This window comes from Chitinophaga sp. RCC_12 (assembly GCF_041360695.1).
In the GTDB taxonomy this organism is placed as follows: Bacteria; Bacteroidota; Bacteroidia; order Chitinophagales; family Chitinophagaceae; genus Chitinophaga.
The window spans coordinates 105,716-131,931 of record NZ_JBFUPS010000015.1; the positions used below are offsets into that span (position 1 = coordinate 105,716).

16 protein-coding genes and 1 tRNA gene are annotated in these 26,216 nt (G+C 44.5%); 6 read left to right on the top strand and 11 right to left on the bottom strand.

The window, feature by feature from the left end:
- Window positions 1–161 precede the first annotated feature (161 nt).
- Entirely contained in the window at window positions 162–1,007 is an 846-nt protein-coding gene (locus AB6805_RS30820; RefSeq protein WP_370913284.1) for a sugar phosphate isomerase/epimerase family protein, read from the top strand.
- A 202-nt stretch (window positions 1,008–1,209) separates the two neighbouring features.
- A complete protein-coding gene (locus tag AB6805_RS30825; protein ID WP_370913285.1) occupies window positions 1,210–3,651 on the top strand; it encodes an ABC transporter permease in 2,442 nt (813 codons plus the stop codon).
- A gap of 68 nt (window positions 3,652–3,719) precedes the next feature.
- Here AB6805_RS30825 and AB6805_RS30830 read toward each other — a convergent pair whose 3' ends face one another.
- The 4 genes from AB6805_RS30830 to AB6805_RS30845 all read right to left on the bottom strand — a co-directional run bounded on the left by AB6805_RS30830 (window position 3,720) and on the right by AB6805_RS30845 (window position 9,322).
- Entirely contained in the window at window positions 3,720–6,959 is a 3,240-nt protein-coding gene (locus tag AB6805_RS30830) for a DUF2723 domain-containing protein (RefSeq protein ID WP_370913286.1), read from the bottom strand.
- A 185-nt stretch (window positions 6,960–7,144) separates the two neighbouring features.
- Complete coding sequence (locus AB6805_RS30835; RefSeq protein WP_370913287.1) at window positions 7,145–7,417, bottom strand: putative quinol monooxygenase; 273 nt, start codon at window positions 7,415–7,417, stop codon at window positions 7,145–7,147.
- Between the two features lie 17 nt (window positions 7,418–7,434).
- Window positions 7,435–8,262, bottom strand: coding sequence for an S-adenosyl-l-methionine hydroxide adenosyltransferase family protein (locus AB6805_RS30840; protein WP_370913288.1), 828 nt, complete (start codon window positions 8,260–8,262; stop codon window positions 7,435–7,437).
- 247 nt (window positions 8,263–8,509) lie between these two features.
- The gene (locus AB6805_RS30845; protein ID WP_370913289.1) at window positions 8,510–9,322 is read right to left on the bottom strand and encodes an SDR family oxidoreductase; all 813 of its coding nucleotides are present in this window, start codon (window positions 9,320–9,322) and stop codon (window positions 8,510–8,512) included.
- A gap of 190 nt (window positions 9,323–9,512) precedes the next feature.
- On the opposite strand from AB6805_RS30845, the gene AB6805_RS30850 reads away from it, so the two are divergent.
- A tRNA-Lys gene (locus AB6805_RS30850) sits at window positions 9,513–9,585 on the top strand.
- An 87-nt stretch (window positions 9,586–9,672) separates the two neighbouring features.
- On the opposite strand, the gene AB6805_RS30855 is transcribed toward AB6805_RS30850, so the two are convergent.
- The 3 genes from AB6805_RS30855 to AB6805_RS30865 form a co-directional block, all read right to left on the bottom strand.
- Window positions 9,673–10,935, bottom strand: a complete 1,263-nt coding sequence (locus AB6805_RS30855; RefSeq protein ID WP_370913290.1) for a serine hydrolase domain-containing protein — start codon at window positions 10,933–10,935, stop codon at window positions 9,673–9,675.
- A 593-nt stretch (window positions 10,936–11,528) separates the two neighbouring features.
- Entirely contained in the window at window positions 11,529–11,918 is a 390-nt protein-coding gene (locus tag AB6805_RS30860; RefSeq protein WP_370913291.1) for a DoxX family protein, read from the bottom strand.
- A gap of 18 nt (window positions 11,919–11,936) precedes the next feature.
- Window positions 11,937–12,680 carry an SDR family oxidoreductase gene (locus tag AB6805_RS30865; protein ID WP_370913292.1) on the bottom strand — a complete coding sequence of 248 codons (744 nt, stop codon included), beginning with the start codon at window positions 12,678–12,680 and terminating at the stop codon, window positions 11,937–11,939.
- Window positions 12,681–12,774: 94 nt separating this feature from the next.
- Between AB6805_RS30865 and AB6805_RS30870 the strand changes: the two genes are divergently transcribed.
- Window positions 12,775–13,122, top strand: coding sequence for a winged helix-turn-helix transcriptional regulator (locus AB6805_RS30870; protein ID WP_370913293.1), 348 nt, complete (start codon window positions 12,775–12,777; stop codon window positions 13,120–13,122).
- A 156-nt stretch (window positions 13,123–13,278) separates the two neighbouring features.
- Here AB6805_RS30870 and AB6805_RS30875 read toward each other — a convergent pair whose 3' ends face one another.
- From AB6805_RS30875 to AB6805_RS30885, 3 genes are all read right to left on the bottom strand, one after another.
- The gene (locus tag AB6805_RS30875; RefSeq protein ID WP_370913294.1) at window positions 13,279–14,181 is read right to left on the bottom strand and encodes an arginase family protein; all 903 of its coding nucleotides are present in this window, start codon (window positions 14,179–14,181) and stop codon (window positions 13,279–13,281) included.
- Between the two features lie 45 nt (window positions 14,182–14,226).
- A complete protein-coding gene (locus tag AB6805_RS30880; protein WP_370913295.1) occupies window positions 14,227–14,964 on the bottom strand; it encodes an SDR family oxidoreductase in 738 nt (245 codons plus the stop codon).
- A gap of 63 nt (window positions 14,965–15,027) precedes the next feature.
- The gene (locus tag AB6805_RS30885) at window positions 15,028–15,900 is read right to left on the bottom strand and encodes a helix-turn-helix domain-containing protein (protein WP_370913296.1); all 873 of its coding nucleotides are present in this window, start codon (window positions 15,898–15,900) and stop codon (window positions 15,028–15,030) included.
- Between the two features lie 248 nt (window positions 15,901–16,148).
- On the opposite strand from AB6805_RS30885, the gene AB6805_RS30890 reads away from it, so the two are divergent.
- The gene (locus AB6805_RS30890; RefSeq protein ID WP_370913297.1) at window positions 16,149–17,387 is read left to right on the top strand and encodes a hypothetical protein; all 1,239 of its coding nucleotides are present in this window, start codon (window positions 16,149–16,151) and stop codon (window positions 17,385–17,387) included.
- Between the two features lie 22 nt (window positions 17,388–17,409).
- Here AB6805_RS30890 and AB6805_RS30895 read toward each other — a convergent pair whose 3' ends face one another.
- On the bottom strand, window positions 17,410–18,915 hold the full coding sequence (locus AB6805_RS30895) for a transglycosylase domain-containing protein (protein ID WP_370913298.1): 1,506 nt from the start codon (window positions 18,913–18,915) through the stop codon (window positions 17,410–17,412).
- A gap of 805 nt (window positions 18,916–19,720) precedes the next feature.
- Between AB6805_RS30895 and AB6805_RS30900 the strand changes: the two genes are divergently transcribed.
- Window positions 19,721–26,194: an amino acid adenylation domain-containing protein gene (locus tag AB6805_RS30900; protein ID WP_370913299.1), complete on the top strand. Its 6,474-nt coding sequence runs from the start codon at window positions 19,721–19,723 to the stop codon at window positions 26,192–26,194.
- Window positions 26,195–26,216 lie beyond the last annotated feature (22 nt).

Consider the following 26,216-nt stretch of genomic DNA (forward strand, 5'->3'; position numbering starts at 1 on the left):
ATCAAAACATAATCAAATCATCCTGATCAGTATAATCAGCGTAATCAGGCAGTAAGACAATTTAAAAATCGCCGAAGGCGATCCTCCGCGGATTTTTCTTCGCTTAAAACTTGCATTTTAGATTGAAACCAACTACTTTCAATCATCAAAAAAATAACTATATGAAAAAACTGAGAAATGCGTTGATCCTGGCAGGCGGCCTGGCGGTTGCATTATTTGCAAAATCGGCAGTTGCCCAGAGCAGGGCAGATGCATTGGGATGGAAGCTGGGAGCGCAGGCGTGGACATTCAATCATTTTACGCTGGCAGAGGCGCTGGATAAGATGGACAGCTGTGGTATCCAGTACGTGGAAGCATTTCCCGGACAAGTGATTGGCGGTGGTATAGAAGGTAAATTTGATTACCATATGTCGCCTTCCAAACAGGAAGAAGTAAAGGCGTTGTTTAAGAAAAAGCACAAGGTGCTGCAGGCATTTGGCGTGGTAGTGCCGGAATCGGCTGCTGAATGGCGTATGCTGTTTGATTTTGCCAACAGGATGGGTATCCAGAGCATTACTTCTGAGCCTAAGCCGGAAGACCTGGACCTGATCTCTTCCCTGTGTGATCAATACCAGATTAAGCTGGCGATACATGATCACCCGAAACCGAGCCGTTACTGGAACCCTGAAACGGTACTGGAAGCGATCAAAGGTAGAAGTAAATTAATGGGCGCCTGTGCGGATATTGGTCACTGGGTACGCTCTGGCCTTGATCCGGTAGAATGTATCAAAAAGCTGGATGGTCATATTGTAAGCCTGCATTTCAAAGATCTGAACAACAAATCTGCTGATTCCCATGATGTAGTTTGGGGTAATGGTGTTTGCCAGATGCCGAAAGTGCTGGAAACATTAAAAACCCAGAAGTTCAAAGGTTTGTTTTCTGCGGAATATGAATACAACTGGGATAACAATGTTCCTGAAGTGAAGGCCAGCGCTGCGTTCTGGAGAACGATCGTTAGCAACCTGTAATAAATTATTGTCCTTACGGACAATTAATCCGGAGATAACGGCCTGGCCGGGATCTCCGGATTTTTTTATGGATGTTCAATACCGGACATTCCCTGTTCTTTACTGAACATTCGCACGCCTTCTTTTTTTTATATCTCTTTGAAAATTAAACAAATATATTCCTGTCCCGGTTTTTGCAGGCAAAGCGGCAATACTTCCTGTTATGATCAATAGCTACTTCAAATTATCATTCAGAACTCTTTGGAGAAAGAAATCATTCTCCCTGCTCAATATCGTAGGGTTGGCCGTGGGCATCGGCGCCAGCCTGCTGATCTTCCTCGTGATCCGCAACGAGATGAGTTATGATACTTATCAAAGTAAGCGCGAAAGAATTTTCCGGGTAGTGACTACTTTCACCAACCGCAGTACCGGTGAAAAGTGGAGGCATAGTATGGTGCCGGCGCCGCTGGCATCTGCTATGCGACGGGATTTTCCTTCCCTTGAAAAAGTAGCGGTTGCAGAATATATCGGCGGCGCGCAGGTATATGTTCCGGGGGAAAACGGGGGAGAAGAGAAAAAATTTAAAGAAAGCGGGGGACTCTTTTTTGTGGAACCTGCTATTTTCGACATCTTCGATTTTACCTGGCTCTATGGGAGTGCAGCGGAATTAAAGGAGCCCAACACCGTGGCGCTTACGCAAAGTATGGCCGAGGCCTATTTTGGCAACTATAAAAACGCCATTGGCAAAATAATACAACTATGGTCTTACCGTGTGCCGCTGCGTGTGACCGGCGTTTTTAAGGACCTGCCGTATAACACAGATCTGCCGGTACGCATGGCAGCATCTCATGCTACCTGGCTCAGGATGGATGATCATGAACGCCAAACCCGGGAAGACTGGCGCTCGCTTAGTGGCGGAACACAATGTTTTGCGCTCACCTCCCCGAAAGATGATATAGGCAAGCTGCAGGCGCAACTGCCGGCGTTTGTGAAAAATAATTACCGGGAAGATGTGAATCAGACAACAGGCTTTAGCAGCCTGACTTTTCAGCCGCTGAAGGAAATGCATCTTGACAAACGTTATGCTACCGTAAAAGACGACTCGCTGTCGGCCACAGAACTATGGGCGTTGGCTATCATCGGTCTGTTCCTATTAATGGTGGCCTGTATCAACTTCATTAACCTGGCTACAGCACAATCGGTTAACAGGGCCAAAGAAATTGGTATCAGAAAAGTACTGGGCAGTAACCGTCTCCAGTTATTAAAACAGTTCCTGGGAGAAACTGCCCTGATCACGGCTTCCGCCATCATATTGGGCAGCATAATGGCCTGGCTGGCTATTCCTTACCTGAGCAACCTGGTAGGAAAAACGCTGGAGTTGAACCCGCTGCGCCATCCGTCGATATTACTCTTTTTAATATTATCCGGTGTGATAGTTACTTTCCTGGCTGGTTTTTACCCTGCTATTGTGCTCTCGGGATTCAACCCGGTGGCCGCTATTAAGAGCAGGATCAGCATCCGGCCGGCAAACGGTATTTCCTTACGCCGGGCTTTAGTGGTGTTCCAGTTTGTGGTAGCGCAGTTGCTGGTAATAGGCACGCTGGTGGTGGTAAAGCAAATGAAGTATTTCAGGGAAAAACCTATGGGCTTTGAAAAAGAAGCGGTGGTATTGCTTGACCTGCCCAGCGACAGTACTTTAAGACTAAAATATTCCCACCTGAAATCGCGGCTTTTGCAGCTGCCCGGAGTAGAAGCGGGCAGTTTATGCTCTATAGAGCCATCTTCCCATTTCGGGCGCTTCACTGATTTCTATTATAATAACGAAGCTAACAGGCAGCCTTACAGTGTGAAGCGGATTAATGCCGATACCGGTTATTTCAATACATTCCGTTTGGGCCTTGTGGCAGGGCGTTATCCATTTTCCGACGATAGCACCAGGGAAGTACTGGTAAATGAAACGGTAGTCAGAAAACTGGGATTGCGTTCTGCAGAGGATATTATCGGGAAAATAGTTGCGGTTGATAACGGCTCCCGTAAATTCCCGGTGGCTGGCGTATTACGCGATTTTAATAATAATTCACTGAGAGATGAGATTTCACCATCTGTAATTTCGGCTGATAATAATGATTATGGCACACTGGCGCTCCGCCTGAACCCTGAAAAAGTACCCGCTACCTTAAAGCAGGTGGAGCAAATATTCACTGCGGTATATCCTACTTACATTTATGATTGTACTTTTTTTGATGACCAGATAGGAAACTTCTACAGGGCTGAAGCCATTACTGCGGCATTGTTCAAGGTATTTGCCTTCCTGGCCATTTTTATTTCCTGCCTTGGATTATATGGACTGGTTTCTTTTATGGTGGTACAGAAAACCAAAGAGGTAGGTATCCGTAAAGTACTGGGGGCTTCTGTACAAAGCATACTGTACCTGTTTTCCAGGGAGTTTACCACGTTAATAGGTATTGCATTCCTGGTGGCAGCTCCGGTGGGATATTATTTTATGAAGAAGTGGTTACTTGGTTTCCACTATCATATAGACATAGGCTGGGGCATTTTTGTATTGGCTATTGTATTGTCCGTTTTAATTGCGTGGATAGCGGTAGGGTATAAGGCCATCAGGGCTGCATTGGCCAACCCGGTTAAGAGTTTAAGAGCAGAGTAATTAATGTTGATAAAAAAGAGAGCCCGTACCAATGGTACGGGCTCTCTTTTTTATATCCGGAAGAACGGTTACTTCGCTGAATCTGCCGGCTTTGGCACCGGTGTAGAATCTTCCGTATTTACTTGTATGGCGCCGGCGCCGTCTTTGTTTCTTTTGGTACCATTAGGGCCAAACTCGCCTTTCATCTGGTTTAACCAGGTAATGAACTGTTGTGCATTCTGACCATCGCGTTGTAAGTCGTTGGTCATTCTGTTTGGCGGCAGTGAGCTGTAGTAGCGCAGTTGCTGTTCGCAGTCTTTGATCACCTGGTTCGACAGTTCTTCTGCTCTTTTCGCATCACCGGCCATATAGTAGGCGTAGATGGTTTGAATAGAAGTATAGTTGTGCATATTACCCGGAGTGGTCATGGCATAAGGGAAGTTGGTTTCCATTATGTTTTTGTCCATGTAGCGGAGCACGTTGAGGGCGCTGTCTTTAGAGGCGCCTTCCTGCGTCATGGCTACAGATAGTTTGGTAAATGCCTGACGGAGGTACATGATCATTTTCCTGTTGGGCTCATCGAAGTAGGTACCGCGTGTTTGAGCGCCACCGAATTCAAATTTGTGCATCAGGTTATCATACATCACGCCTACGTTCGCGTTGATGTCCATGCCCAGCGGATCGGTAGATGTAGCTTTAGGCAAAGGCACCAGGTGGTAGGTAAGACCATCGGTTTGCATGTATTCATTCAGGCCAAGATCGGTAGGGCTGGTGAAATAGATAGGCCGTTTCCAGTCGTTGGCAGCGATGATATCATATACTGCGAGGTCGTTTTTCAGCAGGTAGCTTTTGGTGATTTTGAAAGGCATGGAAGGCAGGATCTTCGCACTGTCTTTCGCCGCTACTACGCCGTTGGCAAGGATCGTTTGTTTGTCGACCGGAATAAACAGCTGACGGGTAGGGAGGAAGTTTTCTGCGCCGCCGTCCTGCGTGGTTACTTTACTGTTTACATCATCGCTTCCCATGAAGTTCATGATTTCTTTCAGGTTAAAGTATTTGTCGGCAGGAATATTTCCCGGATCGAAGAAGCGGATATAGTTGCGGTTTTCACCTTTATATTTATCGGCAGACCAGGTCATTGGGATGGCAGGGCTTTGGTTTACGGCTCTGCGCATCTGATCGATGTACCAGTCGACCCCGAGGAGGCTGAGGTTGATCACCCTGATATCGGGGCGGATGCCTTCTACTTCCTGTGCGTACCAGAGGGGATAGGTATCGTTATCTCCGACAGTGAACAGGATCGCATTTTTCTGACAGGACTCCAGGTAATCTTTGGCCACGTCCCTGGCTACGTATTTGGTGGAGCGGTCGTGGTCGTCCCATTCCTGGAAGGCCATTAATACCGGTACGGCGAGCAGGCAGATAGCTGTAGCCAATACGGGGGTGATGGCGCTTTTGATCCTCTTTTTCAGGAAGCTGTATACCGACAGTACGCCTAAACCGATCCAGATAGCAAATGCGTAGAAGGAGCCTACGTAGGCGTAGTCACGTTCACGCGGCTGGTTACCTGCCTGGTTGAGGTAGATGACGATAGCGAAGCCTGTGAAGAAGAACAGGAGAGATACGATGAGGGTATCTTTACGGTGATTATTATATTGATAGAAGAAACCGATGACCCCGAGAATGAATGGCAGGAAGAACAGGGTGTTGTGAGCCTTGTTATTTTTCAGACTGTCCGGTATCATGGACTGGTCGCCATATAAGAAGTTATCGATGAACGGAATGCCTGAGATCCAGTTACCGTCACGTACGTTGCCGTAGCCTTGTGTGTCGTTTTGTTTACCTGCAAAGTTCCAGAGGAAGTAGCGGGCATACATGAAGTTCACCTGGTATTGCAGGAAGAATTTGAGGTTATCGCCAAATCCTGGTCTTTCACCTTGCTGGAGGCCCAGCCAGGTGCGGTAGTAATCGGCGTGACCCTGATCGTTGCTGGCGTCCCAAACACGTGGGAAGAGCATCATATCAGCCGGGTCATATTCCGGTTCCATTTTCTTGCCGGCGATTTCATATTTTTTTGCACCGCGTGCGTAGATGTTGCCGCCTTCTTTGTACCCTGTTGGGCGGGCAGTGAACACCTGGCCGTATACCAGCGGGAAGTCGCCGTATTGTTCACGACCGAGGTAACCTACCAGGGAGATGGGGTTATCTACGTTGTACATATCTACTGAAGGATTGGCAGTAGAACGTACCATGGTGGTAATATAAGTAGAGTATCCTACGAGCATGAACAGCACGAAGGAGATGGTGAGCCGGCTGAAGTGTGCTGTTCTGGATATATCCATTTTCACGCCTACTGCTTTCAGCAGGTATGGGATGGCTATAAAGAAAGCGGCCAGCAGGAATTTGAAGAAGATAGCACCGGAGCCTGCCTCGTTAAATGCGGGTACCAGGATGATGGTAGCGATTACGATGAAGGGGGCGTAGATACCGAACTTCGGCTTCTGGTAACCAATTACCAGTAAGGCTATGATGAGTACGAAATAGAAGGTAAATCCGGAGAAGTATCCCATTCCGAGGCTATTAACGAAGAAAACGTCCATATATCCGGAGGCCTTTACGGTATCCTGGATGAGGTATTTCTGCACGAGGCCGGTGACGCCGCAACCGATAACAAAGGCCCAGAAGGTTCCCCAGCCGGTTACTTTAAAGCGTCTGAAGTAGTACACCATTACCATGGCGGGGATGGTGAGGAGGTTGAGCAGATGGACACCGATGGAGAGGCCGAGGAGGTATCCGATAAGGACAATCCAGCGGTCGGCATAGGGTTCATCGGCTTCATGTTCCCATTTCAGGATGGCCCAGAAAACGATGGCGGTAAAGAAGGAGGACATACCATATACTTCACCTTCCACGGCGGAAAACCAGAATGAATCGGAGAAGGTGTATGCTAAAGCGCCTACGGCGCCTGCGCCCATGATAGCGATCATTTTTTCACGGGAGATCTCTTCACCGGCTTTCACCATGAGTCTGCGTGCGAAGTGGGTAATGGTCCAGAACAGGAACAGGATAGTGAAACCACTGGCCAGGGCTGTCATGGTATTTACGCCCAGGGCGGCCTGAGATGGTTTCAGGAACATACTAAACAATCTTCCAAGCAACACGAACAATGGCGCTCCGGGCGGATGGGGAATCTGTACTTTGTAAGCACTTGAAATAAACTCGCCGCAGTCCCACAAGCTGCCTGTAGCTTCCATCGTTTTAATGTAAACAAAGCAGGCGATGATGCAAATGACCCAGCCGACCATGTTGTTGGTCCTTTTAAAATTCATAAGGTTGTTTTAAGGTCCGACAAAAATATAAAAAACAGCAAATTATGCTAATCTGGCGAACAGTTTTAACTTTTTGTAAATATCTTTTTAGCTGTTACCCTTTTGGCTAGCCGCATCCGGGCGCCGGAAGGGAGTTTTCCGGGAGATTAAAAAAGCATTATAATTCAATGATCAGGCGCTGTTGGTTACAGGCTCACGGCAGTTTGGACGGTCCAGGCGGCAGGTTTTGCATTGAAAAGCGCTTTGGTGGCGGCCCAGGTTTCCCGGAAGAGGGGGGATTGCCGGTACTTTTCGAGTGCCGTTTCAGATTCCCACTGGCTGAAGGTGAACCAGGTATTCCCGGAGGCGGTGTGTTCCCACAGTTCGAGGTGGAGGCATCCGGGGAAGTGGCGGATGAGTTCCTGTTGTTTGGCAAAGAGTTCCCGGAAGGTGTTTACTTTTCCCGGGTCGAATTCCATTTTAACGATACGGTTAATCATTGAAAAATTATTCTAACAGTTTGGTAGTATGACAGTTGCTGGTATCCGGCTGGCTGTGTGAGCTGGTCGCGGCGGAAGCCTTGCAGGCCGAACAGGCCGGCGGCATTTCCTTTGTTGATGGCTATTTCCAGGTAGCCGGCAGCGTTGAATAGGGCGAGTTTGGTGCCTTCGGGAACGTCTGCATAGGTTTCGCTGATCTGGCTGATGACTTCATCGCGTCGGAAGAAGATGCGGAACTTCCGGTTTTTGCACTGCATATCGAACTGTTGCCGTGTGATGTTCACGACAACGTTTTCGAAGCTGTCGATATGAATGATCTGTCCTTCTATGAAGTCGTCGCCCACAAGTGGCTGCAGGTTGTGTTTTACGTGGATCTGCTGGGTGAGCGGGCCGAGTTCACCGAGGGCTTTGCCGCGGCTTAGCTCCCGGGCGGCGGATGCCAGCAGCTGGATGATGGTAAATGTATTTTTGGGTGCATCCGGCGGAAGGGGCAGTTTAATGACCTTCTCCGGCATACCTCCGGCAATCATGGTGAGCAGGCCATTGTCTGCGCAGCCGATGTATTGCCCGTTATGTTCTGCTACCAGTACATGATCCGGGCGTTTATCGAATAAATTGATTAATACAAAGTGAAAGGTGCCCAGCGGGAAATAGGCAAAGGCGCTTTTACAGATATAAGTAGCCTGTGGTAGATTGAAAGGGCTGATATGGTGTGTGACGTCCGTAACATGACATTCCGGGCAGTATTGCCAGAGCTGCCCTTTGATGGCACCTACCAGGTAATCCTGCATTCCTATGTCTGATGTTAAAGTTATAATGGACATGCCCGAAAATCTAAATCCAAATCCCAGTGTTCAAAACCCACGAATCAATTCCCGTCCTCACTCGTCTATCCGTTTTTCATTTATCCGGAATGGCAAATTAAAAGTGCGCTTTCCTTCCAAAAAAGATGCCATTGGGGGTTAAGTGAACTAAACTTAGTGCAAATAAAGACAAAAAAGCCGAGGCGATCGTATTTTAAGCGGAATTTTTTGCACTAACGTTAACGGCTACAGTGAAAAGAATGGTTACTTACTGAAGAGGGGAACCGGGTTCTTTTTTAAAGTGATTATAAACCATTTTGTCCAGGAAGCCGGGGAGGAGTTTACTTAACAGCACGGTGAGTTTGCCCTGGCTGGTGAGTACCAGCGTACGTTTACGTTTGGCGATAGCGGTGGCAATAGCGGCTGCTACTGCTTCTGCGCTCATCAGCTTACCTTCGTCCAGCGGGGTTTCGCTTTGTGCCTGTCCCTGTGGATTGAGTGCGGTGTTACGTATATTCGAGGCCGTGAATCCGGGGCATACCCACATCACGTTAACGCCTGTATGTAAATTTTCGGTGCGCAGTGCTTCCAGGAAACCCTGCATGGCGAACTTGGAAGCGGAGTAGCCGGTACGCGCCGGCAAGCCCCTGTACCCGGCAATGGAAGATACTCCCACAATCGTTCCCTTGTTAGCCTGAATAGAGGGATATGCAAATTTGGTACAGTATACGGTTCCCCAGAAATTGATATCCATAAGTGATTTCAACACGCTTACATCCAGATCGCGGAACAGGGCGCGCATGGAAATGCCTGCATTGTTGATAAGGATATCTATTTTTCCGAATTGACGGATGGTACTTTCGATAAAGGCTTTACATTCGGCCTCTACACTAACATCTGCGACGAAAGTAAACAGCCGGGTGTTATTGACTTCCTGTTGCAGGTCGTTGAGGGCAGCCTGCTTTCTGCCGCACACAGCCACATGAGCGCCATGTCCCAGTAATTCTGTTACAAGGGCTTTTCCAATTCCTGACGATCCGCCTGTGATGACAACCGTTTTATTTTGAAAGTACGTTTTCATGGGTATAATTTAGCTTCACAAAAATAGGTGAGTAACATCAATTTATTACAAGGCATTTACAGAAATGTAATGAACTATTTTTGGGTGGGAGGTGTTATAATACTTTGTGGTGCCCGGTTTGGGATATTTTTGAATAAAAATTTGGCAGGAATAAAAATATTCCTATTTTTGCAACCGCTTAACAGCAAAGGATCTCCTAGCTCAGTTGGTAGAGCAATACACTTTTAATGTATGGGTCTTGGGTTCGAGTCCCAAGGGGATCACAGACAACTTACAAACCTCGCGCATAGCGCGGGGTTTTGTTTTTAGCCGGGTTCGATTGTATAACCTCTTTACAACGTATGTATTTATCATTTAACCGGGTGCAATTTTCCTGCGTAGTGGCTCATAGTGCCCCATATCTTTTCAAATCCTGTCAGCAGTTTTTTGTTCACGCCATTCAGTCCTTCCAGTTCTGTATTGGTGATTAATAACATGCCATAACCTTTGGTGGGGCTAAAGAAAAGGAAAGCAGTAACTCCTCCATCGCTGCCGCTATGCCCGATGATACCATTTTTTTTCATGGCATAGAACACACCAATATTAGGCTCTCCTGGATCTATATTCTTTGGATTATAAGCAGTTGAAAAGGCAGGTTGTAACATGGTGGCATAGGAGGCAGCAGTAAGAATTTTTCCTTTGCCTTCCCTTCCTGCAATATTTTCTTTCAGAAAAAGACTCAGCTCATGACAAGAAGTGGTAAGTCCGCCATCTGGATACATAACGGAACTGTATGTTGGATAGGGGACTTTGAGGCCGGTGTATAAGGTTGCCAGCTTTGCCTGGTCTGCGGTGGCGGTAGACCAGGTGGTATGTGTCATCTGCAATGGCTGCAGAATGTATTGTTGTGTGTACTGAGCGAAGGAAATACCGGACTTAAGTTCTATTAGCCAGGCCGCCAGATCAGAACCGATATTGGAGTACTCATATCTTTTACCTGGTGCGGCTTTATCAAAATTATTATTTGAATAATAAGTGCCAGACGCGCTTAAATAATCCTGGAGAAATGCGCCTAAAGTAGTGTCTTGGCCTTTTGCACCGTAACCTTTTGATTTCAGTAGACTATAGATGGGATTGTCTTCCTGCAAGGGGGGATTGTATAAGTATGTCTTTTTGTATGCAGCAGGGTTATCTGTTATCCCTGAAGTGTGCGTAACGAGTTGTTTTAACGTGATGGGTATTTTAGGTGTGTACGGATGTTGTACCTTAAAAGGTAAAATACTGTTGATGTCAGTGTCCAATGTGAACAGGCCTTGTTCGATAGCTTTCATCACTGCCATTCCAATAAATAGTTTGCTGATAGAAGCAATTGGTTGTACCGTCGTAGTGGTGTAAGGAATGTTTTTTTCAAGGTCAGCGAATCCGAACGCATGTTCGTATAAAATACTATCACTGTTTACAATAGATACGCTGAATCCCGGAAAACCGTTTTGCTGGTATTGTGTAGTGAGCGCGGCTGTTAGCGAATCAGCTGCTAACTGTCCCCTGACACGATCAGCATTACAGATAAACAAAAGAAGGAGAAAGAGTTTTCCGACGATTTTTTCAACAGAACCCTGGTGTATGCCTTTCATATTAAGAATATATTTCTTACCATAAAGAAAGGTTATTTTAATGAGAACTTTTTTAAGAAAATGAGGTTGCCGAATGCTTACAATTACTGTATATTTTACAAAAGTACGAATGTACAGTTAGGCTATTTCGGCCAATTTTCGTAAATCAAAGACAAAAAGGTTCGAGTTTTGTACCAAGGGGATCACTGGAAAGAGAAAAAGGCTTCAAAACATATTTGTTTTGAAGCCTTTTTGGTTCGATACCTGTTTAGCGGATCTATATTGATCCTAATTAATTCAGGTGACTCAAAAAAGCAAAAGCCAGCCCTTTGCGGTTTCTTAATTTCTTTTACATTCTATACGGTCAAGTATGTTTGTTTATTCCCGACATATGTGCCGACGAACGTCTTTCCTCTCGGGGCAATGCAATGCATATATTGCAATACTAATCAGTGTATTTTTACTATATTAGACCAGATAAACTATGATTATGCTTCGAATGATATAGTGTCTTGCCCGAATTGCCAAGGCCAATGACATGATGCCCCGAACGGATTAGTTTTTCCGCTATAACACTTCCATTCAGCCAGTAGCTCCTGTTAAAAATATCTTCATTATAACTGGTTGCTTTTAGATTTGTTGTTTCTCATTCTTGTCGCCAATTCGGGGAATCGGATCACAGCAGTAATCCAAACCAACGCCTCTATTGCCATTGGGAATATAATATTCTGTTGATGCTGTAAATGTGTCGCAATCGCTCCCCCTAAATACGACGATAATAATAACATGCCTAAAATTCCTGTTCTTGGAAACAAGAATAATACAACGGATAAAATTTCAATTATTCCAAGTACAGAATAGGTATTGGCCGTAAGCCCAAAGGACGCTCCCATTTGCAAGGCATGCGCACTGGCTGAAATCTTATCGGCGGCTGATGCAATCAGCATCAAGCCAATTATTCCACTTAAAATCCAGCCGATGATATTTTTTGTTTTTACTGTCATGTTTATTTGTTTTTGAAATTACAAACCCATTCCTCCATCAATGAAAAATTCCGCTCCCGTAATAAAAGATGATACGTTATTGTCGGCAAGATAGACTACCATTTTTGCTACATCTTCGGGCACACCCATTTTTGCAAGCGGCACCTGGCTAATGATCATATTTTTCATGCCTTGTAATGTGGCCTCGTCCATGCCGAATTTACCCTGCATTTCGGTTTCGGTCGGGCCTGGATTAACGGTGTTTACCCGAATTTTTCTTGAAGCAAGCTCCTTCGCCGCAATTTTTGCCAAATGAGCAATTGCAGATTTGCTTGCTGAATAAACTGAACTATTTTCCATATTAAGCGCGGTATTACCCGAGGTTAAAAAGATGACAGATGCCCCGTCATTGAGGATGGGAATGAATTTTTGAAGCATAAAAAAGCTCCCTTTAAAATTGACATTAGTCATGGTGTTAAACTGTTCTTCTGAGGTGTGTTCAATTGGCGCAAAAAAGGCCACACCTGCATTGATAAACAAAACATCGACTTTGCCTAATGAGCCTTTTATATCAATCACCAGGTCATCAATGTCCTGCAGATTGGACTGATCGGCCAGTTTCCCCTTCACATCCAGCTCTTTTGCAGCCTCATCCAACGCGGCTTCTCTTTTTCCTGTGATCACTACCGTTCCACCCTGCGCTTTGAATTCCTTTGCCGTGGCATAACCAATGCCGCTATTCCCGCCTGTTATGACTACTACCTTATTTCTAAACTTGTCCATTTTTGAAAAATTAATAATGAAACACAAAGGTTGCATTTAATAGGGTATATTTGTAACCAATTACCAAAAGGTAAGTAGTTACAAACAGGATAGTATGAAAAGTAAATCATCAGATGTCGCGTGTGATACTGTGCATTCTGCCATCCAGGACACGCTGTATGTTGTGAATGGAAAATGGAAATTGCTGATCCTTTCGATCTTAGTAAATGGCGGAACAAAGCGGTTTGGCGAACTGTCAAGAGAATCGGGTATCTCTCCACGGATATTGTCTAAGGAATTACACGAGCTTGAAATGAACCAACTGGTGAACCGGAAGGTTTGCGACACCAAACCTGTTACCGTTGAGTATTCTTCAACCGAGTACGCTGGAACATTAAAGGAAGTAATCGATGCAATGATTCGGTGGGGCCAAAATCATAAGAAAAAGATAATAGGACAATAATCTGAAAATATTTATTCGTTCCGCATTTAATGTGACGCCGCAATTGTAATGTTTCCAATCTGCCTGTAAAATTAGAAGCGTTGTTTACTCGTTATCGAGCTTACATTTCCCTAAAGGATAGCCACTATTACCGACAACTAAAATCTATATTTATCATTAACAGGAACGGAAGGCACGCACAATGGTATCACTAATATTTTGGGCGATCTGTCCGGTAGTATCGAAGCGGGGGTTGAAGATGGTGACATCAAGACCAATGATCCTGCCGGTACGCAGAAGTTGGTGAATAAAATATTCCGACTGCTTAAAATCAAGGCCGCCGGGTAGGTGATATTCTACTGCGGGGTTCAACTCGTCAGCCAATACGTCGGTATCAAAATGCATCCAATAGCCATCCAGACCGGGATCAAGGTCTGCTATTGCAGCAGCGGTAACTTGTTCTATTCCCTCCTTTTCTATCTTTTCCAGGTCATAACGGATGATAGTGGTCTCGCGGATATCCTGCGAGCCGTATTTTTTTGTCTCCTCCCAATCCCGCTGGCCGATATGAATCACGTAGTCATCCTGCACATAGGGCTTTGAGTTGTTGATGTTGGTAAGTATATCCGGTCCCCGACCGGTAACAATCGCCAGGTCCATATCCGCCACTTCGCCGGTTACCGATTTTTCGGGTTCGTAGAAGTCGGCATGTGCGTCTATAAAGATCAGCCCATATTTACCACGGGCTTTGAGACCTGACATGATACCCAGGAGGATGCTGCAATCGCCGCCCAATATAAGCGGGAAGCGGTCTTTATCCAGCAGTAAATTGACGGCTTTTCCCAGCTCGATAGAGAAATCGCGCAGCGGCACCGGGTTGAGACAGTGGGTGTCAGGGTCTCTTTTGGCACTGTACTGCGCGTTGAGGGTAGCCAGGTGCAGCACCGGATGTTCGGGCTGCAGCTGCCGGCCGAGGCCGGATTCCAGCAGGGCAGCTGCCAGGTCCTGCACGCCATTCGTGCGGAGCCCCAATATGGAAGGTGCCGCCAGGATCTGTATGTTGAGATTTTGTGTACTCATATACGGGATACCAGGGCACAAAATCTATTCCAGATCACCTGCCCACTACCAGGGTATTGCTCCTGTTTCGGGATTATTTTCCTCACTGAAAAATTTCCCTGTAGGGCCATCATTGTCAATCAGCGCATATTTTGCGATCCGTTTTCCGGCGTCTTTAACCGTTCCGGGTCCACGATGTCCATTAAAATCTGTTTTTGTAAATCCAGGGCAAACGGCATTTATTTTGAAGTTGGTATTTTTAAATTCGTATGCCAAAACCACCGTGTACATATTCAAGGCTGATTTGGAAGAAAGATATACAGCGCCTTTGTAGTCGTAGTATTTATATGTTGGGTCGCTGTGGAGGGTAATTGAACCCTGACTTGAACTTACATTTACAATGCGGGGTGCTGACGACTCTTTCAATAAATCAATAAATGCCTGTATAACCCGCACTGCACCGTAGATATTTGCGTCATAAACTGCCTTAAACTGGTCAATCGTTGAATCAAGTGCTGTTTGTGGGGAACCACCATAAATACCCGCATTATTAATAAGTATGTCCAACACGTTTGTTTTTTTACCTATTTCTTCACGGGCTTTAATTACTGATTCATCGTCTGTAATGTCAAGCTGAATAGCTTCTACATTGTTTAATCCCTTTGCTTTTAGTTTACCAACGGCTTCAACGCCGTTTTCTAAATTACGACTGCCGAGGTAAACATACATTCCTTCCTGAGCAAGTTGCTGTGCAACTTCAAAGCCAATGCTTTTGTTGGCTCCTGTTACTAATGCAAATTTCATGTTGTATGAATTTTATAAAGCAAAAGTAGAGGGGCCAAAAATAGCGGGGATGGACAAATCTGTTTATTCTCCCGACAAATCTTGCCTGGGTAAAAATTCACTGGCGCTTTTTCCTGTGCTTTTTTTGAAGAGCCTTGAAAAATAATCGGGGTCATTAAAACCCAATTCGTAGGCCAATTCTTTGATGGAAATATTAGAATACCGCAATTCTCTCTGAGCTTCCGCCATCAGGCGGTTAATAAAATAGTCTTTGGGCGATGTGCCGGCGTATTCTTTTACAATCCGGTATAAACTGTTGGTAGATAAAGCTAATTTTTCTGCTATTGCGTTGATAGAAGGTTGCTCTGTAAGGGATGTTTCCACAACTAATTTGAATTCAATAAACTTTGAAAGGTTTGCATTTAAGATATTGCCGTGTTCTTTATTTTTGAAATAGGCGCTGTTTAATTCTGATAGCAATAAGTTCAAATAAGCTAATATTATTTCAGTATCGGTTTCATATTTATCTAGGTAGAGTATTTCATTTAAAATCCCAAAAACCTTTATAACTCTTTTTTTTGCAGCACTGTCAAGAGCTATGGTCGGTGCATTTAAAGGGTTGACTAAAAAAGGAAATTGTTGTGGCAACAAGGCCAATGTATTTTCATCAAACAGTAATTTGAAATATTTGAGATGGTCTGTTTTAGCGGGTGGCGTCAAAATTTGATTGGGCATTGCAAAAAGCAGGTGCCCGTCAGTAAGCGTAAGGTCTTGTAAGTCTATATTGTATGTAATTGAACCACTTTCAATTAATACAATAAAATAAGAAGATAATCTGCGGGGTTGCAGGATCTTGTTTTGAATATCAGCTGAAAGATAAGGATTGTCGTTTGAGCGAACCTTTATTCCCAGTTCATCATGCTGTAAGCCTTCATATTTCCCTTTTTGTTCCTGCATATTATTTGCTCAAAGGTATTACAAAATACGTACTCTTTTTCTATATTTCATAATCACTTTTTTATTCCCTGAGGAGTATATTCCATTTGGTTGTTTACGGGAGGGCTTAAAAATCTTGTCAAACTCTTGCGCAATCATTTGAATCTTCTAGTCCCTTTGATTGTATTTAGAAAATAATTTTCAAATTATTTCCTATATTAGTCTGATGCCACGGATTTGTTAATTTGTTTAAACCCGACACTACTATTATGCTCACGACTAAGTTTCTCCAACTTTTTAAAAGGCGCACTTCCGGATCTTTAAAAGAAGGAAAGTCAACATTTACGGATGATTGTGTGAGGAAAGTCCATTGCACAGGTAATAGACAATGGATCAGGAAATTAAATACCCAATGGAAAAAATTCGTAACTGAAACAGAACCTTTTCCTGCCCGTTTTTCAGGAAGAGGAATTGTAATTTGTGCCGGGGGCGTGAGTTATTTTACCTGTGCCTGGATCAACATCAATATGTTGAGAAGAAATGGCTGCACACTCCCGATAGAAGTATGGTATACCGGAATAGAGCTGAATGCAGAGGTCATCACGGCATTGGAAGGATTGGATGTAAGGTGCAGGAATTGCCAGGATTACACAACAACCAATCTTGCTGCACTCACGAGCTACGCCATGAAGCCATTTGCCATTCTACAAAGTGATTTCAGGGAAGTGTTATACCTGGATGCCGATAATAATTGTATCTCAGATCCTGCATTCCTGTTTGACAGTAAAGAATACCAGGAATATGGAACGGTTTTTTGGCCCGACTTCTGGACAACTGACCGCCATAACCCTATTTGGAAAATTATTGATTCCGGAGAGGATGGTTCGATAGAGCAGGAGAGCGGACAGCTATTGATTGACAAAGAAAAATGCTGGAAAGAGCTGAACCTTTGCCTGCATTTTAACCTGAATAAAAAAGACTATTACAGGATGTTATTGGGAGATAAAGATACCTTCAGATTTGCGTGGAAAGCGCTGCATACTCCTTATTATATGATTGCAGATGGCGTAGGACTATGTGGAATGGAAGAGTCTACCGTTGGCTTCTGCGGTATGTCAATGGTACAACATGACCCGGCCGGAAAAATATTATTTCTCCACAGAAACTGGTTCAAATGGGACATTATGAAGGATGACGAGATCATGTGGACAACCATCAAAAGATACCAGCCGGGAACCAATAGGTTATTCAGGTTGAAATTTTTGACAAGAGGAAAAATCAAGTTAAAATTTCTGGATCTGGGAGGGGATGTCGAAACTGTTTCATTCCGGGAATTATTCGGCGACTATGAAATCAAATGTCTCGAAATACTTAAAGAACTCAGGTCCAGTGAGCTTTACAGCCGGTTCCTGCAACATACCTATTTTTCTTTGTCAAGACCAGCTTACGCAGATGGACATACGGAGAACATTTTTTCCGAATCCCAGATGGCTGTCTTATCTGATTAATGATTTATATCGTTTGGTGAGGTTAACTACCGGTGACAGTAGCCTCCGCTACTGTCAGGTTTAACTCTCCCAGGCCGGGTGCAAATGTTATTTTGTATTGTATGTTTTCAAATTCTTCTAAAGAGATGATGTCCTTTTTAAGCATCACTTTTGAATTGTGCAGGATGTGTGCTGTCAGGTTCTTTCTTAATTTCGGTGAATTCATTTTAAGGGCTTCCAGGAAGAATTTTGGTCTTGGTATAATATAAGCCAGGGCAAGCGATTCGGTCAGGGTGAGCTGATTAGCCGGTTTGTCAAAGTAGAAGTAAGCAGCTTCCTGGACGCCATAGATACCCGGACCCAGCTCAATGATATTAAGGTATATCTCCAGTATCCGGTCCTTTCCAATGGAAAACACTTCTTCCAGGTACCACGTCAGTATAACTTCCTCTATTTTTCTTTGAAAATTTTTTCTATGATACAGGAAAAGATTTCTGACCACCTGCATGGTTATGGTACTGGCGCCGCGGCTTAATTTCCTGCTTTTTATATTGGATGCCATAGCAAGAAAAATAGCCTCGGAGTCAATTCCTTTGTGAGTGTAGTAATGAGGGTCTTCGGTGCAGATAATTACCTTTTTAAGATCTGCTGATATCTTGTCCAGTGGAAGGAAAAAAGAATTGCCGCTGTCAAGGTTAATTGATTTTACAGCGATATCTCCATCATAGACGGTATGAACAAAAGGTTGTTTTAAATAAGAATAGTCTGCGCCGCCATGATCCAAAATGCGAAGGTTGTTATCCAGTTTGATTTCAAATTCTCTTTTGAATGAGTTGGTTAACTCAAACCGTAGACGGGAAAGGAAGCCCAGGGTGCCGGAAAACGAACTCCTGTATAAACTTTGTGTGCTGAAGTCCTGAAAAGATTTCAATATATCCTCCATTTGACAAGAAACCAGGTTTACTCCCAACTCGATAATGTCATTTTCCCTGTAGAAATGATCCAGGTAGAAGGGGAATCTGAGATTATTCAGATGAAAACTGGATTGACGGTCGATATGAAATCCTTCTAAGTCGGGTTTGGCATACAGCATCATGCCCAGGTCACACGCAAATGCCTGCTGATTACTTACCTTACTATTGTGCAAGGTGAGGTCATGCGTATTGGTTTCAAGATCATAAGAGATCCCGTTGTTTTCGTCTTTACCCCGGCTAAGCTTCAATGTTAATTGTTTGGCGGTTACTGTGGTGGAGGGAGTATCTGTTTGTAGATCAGCCACCATGGTGAAATTACCTACATCTATTGTCAGCTGTTTTTCCGCAACCAGCTTCCTGGATATTCCTTTTGGCTGGAAGCGTCCATCCAGGTGACGGGCGTCTGGCGCCGTGTTGTAATAGCGTTTGTTCAAAGCAAACGAACTGATTTTTACCTGTACATTTTTGGGCCCCGAAAAAATTATTTCCAGGTTCTCCATGTTGACCTGCGGAGGAATCGATTCAAAAGCAGTATCTACCCGGGTGGATATGCGCTTGTAAAAGTTTCTGATCATATCCTGGGGATTGGCAACTACCGTACTCTTAGCTGTCGTACTTGCAGGTATAGCTTCTCTTTTGTTAATAATAATTTTACAATCAGATATTTTTACAGCGATCAATTTTATTCTGCCTTTTAAAAGGGAATACCAGCTGAACTTAACCTGGATGCTGCCGGTTTCGCATATCATATTCCGGGCGTTATTATGTAAGCTAACAGGCTTTATTTTTATGCTGTTAATACCGGTGATGCTGATAATACCGAGATCTACGCTTATCCGGTAGCGTGATTTTATTTTAAGCAGGATTTTTTCTTTTAAGGATCTGGCTACAGATGAGGTTTGGAGCTTCGTTAATAAACCGGGTTTTGTAACGTTGGATTGCATAAACAGAAATTAATTGATAATTGAAGATTCAAAATGTGTGATGCGCTATAGGAAGGCATATGGATACAGCACAGTAAACATTGGGTTATTATACAAAAAATAGAAAAGCAGTTTTGACTCTTCTAATAATTTTGAAATTATCATTTAAAACATTATTTTGCAAATATTAAACCCGAATTTCTCAATTTTTTTTATTGACCCTCGATTTGTAACAACCTTCAGCGGAGCTGTGTCTTGCTCCATTCAAATTCAACCTGATACTCATTTTGCCGTCAGCGTACTTATTTTCCGGAATGTAATAATTCTGCGAACAGAGCAAGCTATGCGATAAAAATTTATGCTATGCCACTACGTGATTGTACTGACAGGATTTTCCTGTAATTCCACGTGAGCATCCCGCTGAGTTTGGAAGCCAGATCTGAGTTAACTAAGCGATATGCGTATAACAAATCTCATTCAACTTATACAGGCACAAAATACATTGGGAAATGCTGGTATCACCTTTATTGAAAGCCATACTGATGAACATTTCCTGTTGTATGAAGATTTGTATGAAAAAGCATTGCAGTGCTTACTGGTGCTACAGAAACGGGGCGTTTGCCGGAATGACGAGGTGATCCTGCAAACTGATGATAATAAATCTCTTCTTATTGCTTTCTGGGCTTGCATATTAGGAGGAATGATACCGGTGCCGCTGGCACCGGGAGGAACGGATATGCATCGGCAAAAGCTCTTTAATGTCTGGAAGATATTGAACAGGCCTCACCTCATCTCCTCTGCAGCGCACTTTGAAAAGATGACAGCATATGCCCGGTCAAACTCCCTTTTTGTAAACAGTGACGAGATCGGCACCCGTTACATTAATGAGTCGGAAGCGCTATCAGCAGGTGCGGCGGCTGAGCCGGTAATCGTAAGCCCGCAGGACATTGCGTTTATCCAGTTTTCTTCAGGCTCTACCGGAAATCCCAAAGGCGTTGTACTCACTCATGAAAATCTTATTGCCAACATACAGGGCATTAGTAATGCTGCCCGATATTCGGTTTCAGATTCCACGTTGAGCTGGATGCCACTGACCCATGATATGGGTATGATCGGCTTTCATCTTAATCCTTTACTACATGGAATGAATCAGTGCCTGATGCCAACGAGCCTGTTTGTTCGCAGGCCTGCACTGTGGCTGGATGCACTTTCCCGGCACAGGGCCACCATTACCTGCTCACCTAATTTCGGCTACCGGTATTTTCTGAAGCATTATACGCCCGATGATCATCACGACTGGAACCTCTCCAGCCTGCGGATTATCTATAACGGCGCTGAGCCCATATCTACAGAAATCTGTAAAGAGTTTACAGATAGCATGAAAAGATTTGGGTTGCAGGAACAGGCAATGCGGCCGGTGTATGGACTGGCAGAAGCTAGTGTGGCAGTTACCATATCGGATCTTGACAGCGATGTAGTATCTGCAATGGTTAGCAGAAATCATGTTAATATCAATGATAAGGTTGTGTTTAGTGAAGAGACTGCTGACGCTGTTTCTTTTGCAGATGTTGGCAAACCGGTGGATGGCTGCTCACTGAGAATAGCGGATGATAATGATCATCCAGTTGATGCTGCTGTAATAGGCCATATACAGATAAAGGGAGATAATGTAACAAAGGGCTACTACAATGACAAGCATGCTTCCGCACAAGTATTCAGTGCGGATGGATGGTTGAAAACAGGTGATCTTGGCTTCCTCAGCGAGAAGGGATCATTATTTGTCACCGGAAGAGCAAAAGATATCATCTTTATTAATGGTCAGAATTTTTACCCGCACGACATCGAACGCATAGCGGAGGAAATTGATGCCATAGAACTAAACAAGGTAGCCGTTGGTGGCTTTTTTAACAGAAGTACGCAGAGAGACGAAGTAATTGCTTTTGTGCTTCACCGGGGTGAGCTTTCTTCGTTTATTCAAACCGCCATGCAGCTGAGGAAGTTGATCAATACCAGGTGTGGATTTGAGATTGACCAGGTGATTCCTGTAAAGAATATACCCAGAACTACCAGTGGTAAGCTGCAACGTTTTAAGCTGATAGCACAATACCTCGAGGGTAAGTACAGGGAAACAACAAATGCATTATTTCGCTTAACGGAAGATGCAGCCAATGATTTTGACGTGTTTCACCCGGGGACGCCTGTCGAGCAAAAGCTATTTGATATCTGGCAGCGGATTCTGAAGCATCAGCATTTTAATGGGAAAGGTCACTTCTTTGAAAATGGCGGGGACTCTTTAAGGGCATCTGAGGTATGCATGTTGGTGAAAAAGGAATTAGGAGTGGAGTTGGGCCTGGAAGTATTCTTCCGCTATCCCACCATCCCGGCGCTCGCTGCTGAAATAGCCAACCTGGAGAAAGCGGCGCCTTATCATTCCATCTCCCGTGCAGCACCGGCAGATACATATGTATTGTCTGCTGCACAAAAACGGATGTACTATACATGGGAAGTAGATCAAACGTCTACCGCATACAATATACCTGTTATTTTAAAGATAGACGGTCCTGTTAACCGGGAAAAGCTGAAGGCAGCCATAGAAACACTGGTATCCAGGCATGAAGTGTTACGTATGTCATTTAAAGGCCCTCAACAGCCGGTATACAGGATTCACGAAGCAGTGGCTTTGCCATTCGATTATATAACTTCCACTCCGGAGAACCTGGATCAATTGTTACAGGAGCTGGTTACCCCTTTCGACCTGCATCAATCCCCACTGTTCAAGATCCGCCTGGTAAACATTCCGGGGCAGCAACATTACTTGTTTTTAGATTTTCATCATGTCATCTGCGATGGTATATCCGCGAATATTTTTGTACAGGAATTATTCGAATGCTATAGGGGGCATGAGTTGCCTTCCCTTCCCGTTAATTACAATGATTACTCGGATTGGGAGCACCGTATGTTTGCATCGGGCAACCTCCAAAGGCAGGAATTATTCTGGAAACAGCAATTGGCTCAATCCGTTCCGGTACTGGACCTGCCCATTGATTTCAACCGTCCCGTTATTTTTAATCCTACAGGAGAAAAGCTGGAAGTACTGCTGGATAAAGATATTACCGCCAGTCTTTTCCGGATAGTCACACAATATGCCTGCTCACTGAATACACTCCTGTTCACATTATACAGCGTGCTGTTATCAAAGTACAGCGGACAGCCACAAGTTGCAATAGGTATTGCCGCCGCGGGCAGAACTCACCCCGATCTATTAAATATAGTAGGCATGTTCGTCAACAGCCTGCCTGTGATAAGCGATATTTCCGCCAGCACTTTTTTTCCCGACCTCCTGGAAAAACATCATCACCTGTTAACGGCCGTGTTGGATAACCAGGATTATCCTTTTGAAAGAATGATACAACAGGCGGGAGTACCTGCTGATGCCAGTCGTAATCGTCTTTTTGATACCATGTTCGTTTATCAGAACATTGGCTACGATCATATGACGACCGGCGATCTGCAGGTGCAGCGCCATTTCTTCGATCCGGGAATTGCCAAGTTTGATCTTTCGATGGAAGTATTTTATTATGACCAGACATTAAAGTACGTCATCGAATACAACACAAACCTCTTCAAAAAGGAAACAGCAGAACGGATTTCCGGTCACTTTGCCAACCTGGTAAAACAAATAACGCAGAAGCCGGACATCAGCCTTCATGAAATAAATTTGTTGGGTGAGGTAGAGTACCAGGATATCATTCATCATTTTAATGACACCACCACAGATTTCCCGCACCATACCACTATCCATGAACAGTTCCGGCGGCAGGCGGAAGCCACGCCAGAGGCGATTGCGATAGAATACGGGGAAGACACTGTCACTTACCGTCAATTGAATGAACAGGCTGACCGGTTATCATTTATTCTGAGAAGCAAAGGTATCAACAAGGAGAGTATTGTGGCAGTGCTGATGGACAGGCGTCCTGAACTGATGGTGGCCATACTGGCAGTGCTGAAAGCGGGTGCCTGCTTTTTGCCCATTGATATATCAACGCCTGTCCGGAGAATCAGCTACATGCTTACAGACAGCAGGGCAAGCATGATGATCACAGGCAAAGACCTGCCGGAAGTAGCTTTGCTGCTTTCTGAGCTGCCCTTGTTGGAGGTATTGGATATCAGTTCGCTGACACTACCAGAAAATGTTCCTGCTACTTATAGCCCGGCTGAGCCAAACAGCCTGGCTTATATCATTTATACTTCCGGTACCACCGGCAATCCCAAAGGCGTAATGATTGAGCATCATTCCTTGGTCAATTATATTACCTGGGCTTCAGACATGTATGTGAAAAAAGAGGAAGCTGCTTTCCCGCTGTATACCTCTATTTCATTTGATTTAACCATCACCTCTTTATTTTTGCCGTTGGTAACCGGTAACAGGATCGTTATTTATAGCGCCGCGGAAGATGAATTTTTGATGCGGAGAGTAGTGCTTGATAATAAAGTGGCGGTAGTTAAAGCCACTCCCTCGCATTTGATATTGATCGCCTCCTACATTTCCAGGGAAGTTGCGCGCAACAGTAAAATAAAACGCTTTATAGTTGGTGGTGAGGAATTGACCCGCTCCATTGCGGCGGAAATACACCTGCTTTTTGGCGATCATATAGAGATCTATAATGAATATGGACCGACAGAAGCAACTGTTGGATGTATGATTCATCAATTTGACCCGGCATCCAAGGCCGTGGCAGTGCCTATTGGCATACCTGCTGCTAACACCCGCATATATGTGCTGGATGATTCGCTTAGGCCGGTACCTATCGGAGTTAAAGGGGAATTGTATATCTCCGGCGAAGGGGTGGCAAGAGGATATTTGCGTAGCCAGGAACTCACCGGGCAGAAGATCATCAGCGACCCTTTTGTGGCAGGGTTAAGGATGTATAAGACAGGCGATATTGCGAAGCGCCTTCCTTCCGGCCTTATTGAGTATATAGGCCGGACAGATAAGCAAATTAAGATCAGCGGTCATAGAATTGATCTGACTGAAATTGAACACCAGGTGGCAACTTACAAGGGGATTGCTTCTTCGGTAGCCATCATAAGAGAAGGAAAGAAGTCACCTGTTATAATAGCTTATTACATTGTTTCGGGGATGCAGGAGACCGTAGCTGAATCGTCGCTCAGGTCTTACCTGTCAGACAGATTACCCTACTACGCTATGCCGGCTTATTTTATTCAACTGGATGCTTATCCGCTTACCTCTAATGGAAAAGTAGATCACGCAGCACTTCCGGCGGTGGAATTTTCTGAAGTTTCGAATGTTCAGGAGATAGATGCACGCGATAAAACTTTTATAGCCATATGGAATGAGGTATTTGGGGTAGATAATATTTCAGCCAGTGATAATTTTTTTGAACTCGGAGGAGATTCTATCAAGGCTATCCAGATATTATCCCGGTTGGCTGATGAAGGTTTTATGCTGACCATAAAGGATATTCTCATCTATCAAACAATCCGGCAGATCGTTTCTAACCTGCAGAATGCGGAAAGTCGCCGGGAATATGAGCAGGGATATATAGAGGGGGGCCGTGAGCTGATGCCTGTTGAAGCCTGGTTTTTTGATCAGGATTTTCAATGTCCTGATTTCTACAATCATTCTATGTTGCTTTCGTTTCATGAAGAGATCGATCTCCATTTGCTGCAGTTGTCGTTTCAGGCGCTCATCAGGCAGCATGACGGAATGAGAATCAACTATGATCCCCGGCGGAAAACATTATTCTATAACAAGCATCACCGCGATAGCCCATTCACCATAACATCGTATGACCTGGATGTTCAGGGCGAGGAAATGAAGGAAATATGCATGTCTCTTAAAAGCAGCTTTGATATTTCAAGGGACCTTCTTTTGAAAGCAGCTGTTTTCAAAATGGGAGGAACCCACAGGATGTTATTTATCACCGCGCATCATTTAATTGTTGATGGTGTTTCCTGGAGAATTTTGTTGAAAGATCTTTATACTACCTACAAAAGTCTGAAGAACAATAACCCGGTAAAATTCCCCGCTAAAACAGCAACTGCCAGAGAGTGGTATGATGCTTTGCTGCGATATCCGCACGTTGATGGCAATGCGGCGGAACTGGCATTCTGGCAATCAGTGGCCGATGTTCCATTTTCACTTCCCCTGGATAAGCGTCCGGCAGACTGGCGCACGATGAATGCTGCAAATGAGAAACGCACGATAGATAAAGCAGGCACGCGGGCGTTATTGAAGCTCGCACACCAGGTATATAAATCGGACATCACCATCCTGCTAAATGCGGCTTTAGCATTGTCTGTCAGGGACTGGACAGGAAAGAATGTATGTGTTATCGAGCAGGAGAATCATGGAAGATATCTCGATGATCTGAATATCTCCAGGACAGTTGGCTGGTTTACTTCTATGTATCCACAGCAATTGCAACTCCATGAGGGGTCCCTTGAAGCTGTTATATGGGAAGTCAGGGAGCAAATGACCAATGTTCCCGGCAATGGGCTGGGATACGGCATTTTCAGGTACTTGCATCAGGCTCTGCAGGTTAGCGGGGAGAAGTTGTCTGAAATCAGGTTTAACTATCTCGGACAATTTGACCAGGAATTCGACAATGATCTGTATGCTTATTCTGATGACACCGGGGGAAGTAACACAGACCCGGACAATGTAATGACGGCTAAGCTGGAACTCAATGTTGTTGTATTAAAGGATACACTGGAAATAGATATACAGTATAATCGTTTAGCCCATGAAAAGGCTACCATTCAATCATTTGCGGACAACCTGGTGAAATGGCTGCTGCATATGATGGCATATAATAAATTCCGGGAAGAGTTACCAGTTACTTCTTTTTCCCTGGGCGCAGGGGCGGATGGACTTGACGACGATGAGTTGTCAGTTCTTTTTAATTAATATCTACCGGTTATTTCTTCAA

Bases quoted from the DNA above. Each gene is read 5' to 3' on its own strand.
- AB6805_RS30820 (WP_370913284.1), top strand. From the start codon at position 162: ATGAAAAAACTGAGAAATGCGTTGATCCTGGCAGGCGGCCTGGCGGTT.
- AB6805_RS30825 (WP_370913285.1), top strand. From the start codon at position 1,210: ATGATCAATAGCTACTTCAAATTATCATTCAGAACTCTTTGGAGAAAG.
- AB6805_RS30830 (WP_370913286.1), bottom strand. From the start codon at position 6,959: ATGAATTTTAAAAGGACCAACAACATGGTCGGCTGGGTCATTTGCATC.
- AB6805_RS30835 (WP_370913287.1), bottom strand. From the start codon at position 7,417: ATGGAATTCGACCCGGGAAAAGTAAACACCTTCCGGGAACTCTTTGCC.
- AB6805_RS30840 (WP_370913288.1), bottom strand. From the start codon at position 8,262: ATGTCCATTATAACTTTAACATCAGACATAGGAATGCAGGATTACCTG.
- AB6805_RS30845 (WP_370913289.1), bottom strand. From the start codon at position 9,322: ATGAAAACGTACTTTCAAAATAAAACGGTTGTCATCACAGGCGGATCG.
- AB6805_RS30855 (WP_370913290.1), bottom strand. From the start codon at position 10,935: ATGAAAGGCATACACCAGGGTTCTGTTGAAAAAATCGTCGGAAAACTC.
- AB6805_RS30860 (WP_370913291.1), bottom strand. From the start codon at position 11,918: ATGACAGTAAAAACAAAAAATATCATCGGCTGGATTTTAAGTGGAATA.
- AB6805_RS30865 (WP_370913292.1), bottom strand. From the start codon at position 12,680: ATGGACAAGTTTAGAAATAAGGTAGTAGTCATAACAGGCGGGAATAGC.
- AB6805_RS30870 (WP_370913293.1), top strand. From the start codon at position 12,775: ATGAAAAGTAAATCATCAGATGTCGCGTGTGATACTGTGCATTCTGCC.
- AB6805_RS30875 (WP_370913294.1), bottom strand. From the start codon at position 14,181: ATGAGTACACAAAATCTCAACATACAGATCCTGGCGGCACCTTCCATA.
- AB6805_RS30880 (WP_370913295.1), bottom strand. From the start codon at position 14,964: ATGAAATTTGCATTAGTAACAGGAGCCAACAAAAGCATTGGCTTTGAA.
- AB6805_RS30885 (WP_370913296.1), bottom strand. From the start codon at position 15,900: ATGCAGGAACAAAAAGGGAAATATGAAGGCTTACAGCATGATGAACTG.
- AB6805_RS30890 (WP_370913297.1), top strand. From the start codon at position 16,149: ATGCTCACGACTAAGTTTCTCCAACTTTTTAAAAGGCGCACTTCCGGA.
- AB6805_RS30895 (WP_370913298.1), bottom strand. From the start codon at position 18,915: ATGATCAGAAACTTTTACAAGCGCATATCCACCCGGGTAGATACTGCT.
- AB6805_RS30900 (WP_370913299.1), top strand. From the start codon at position 19,721: ATGCGTATAACAAATCTCATTCAACTTATACAGGCACAAAATACATTG.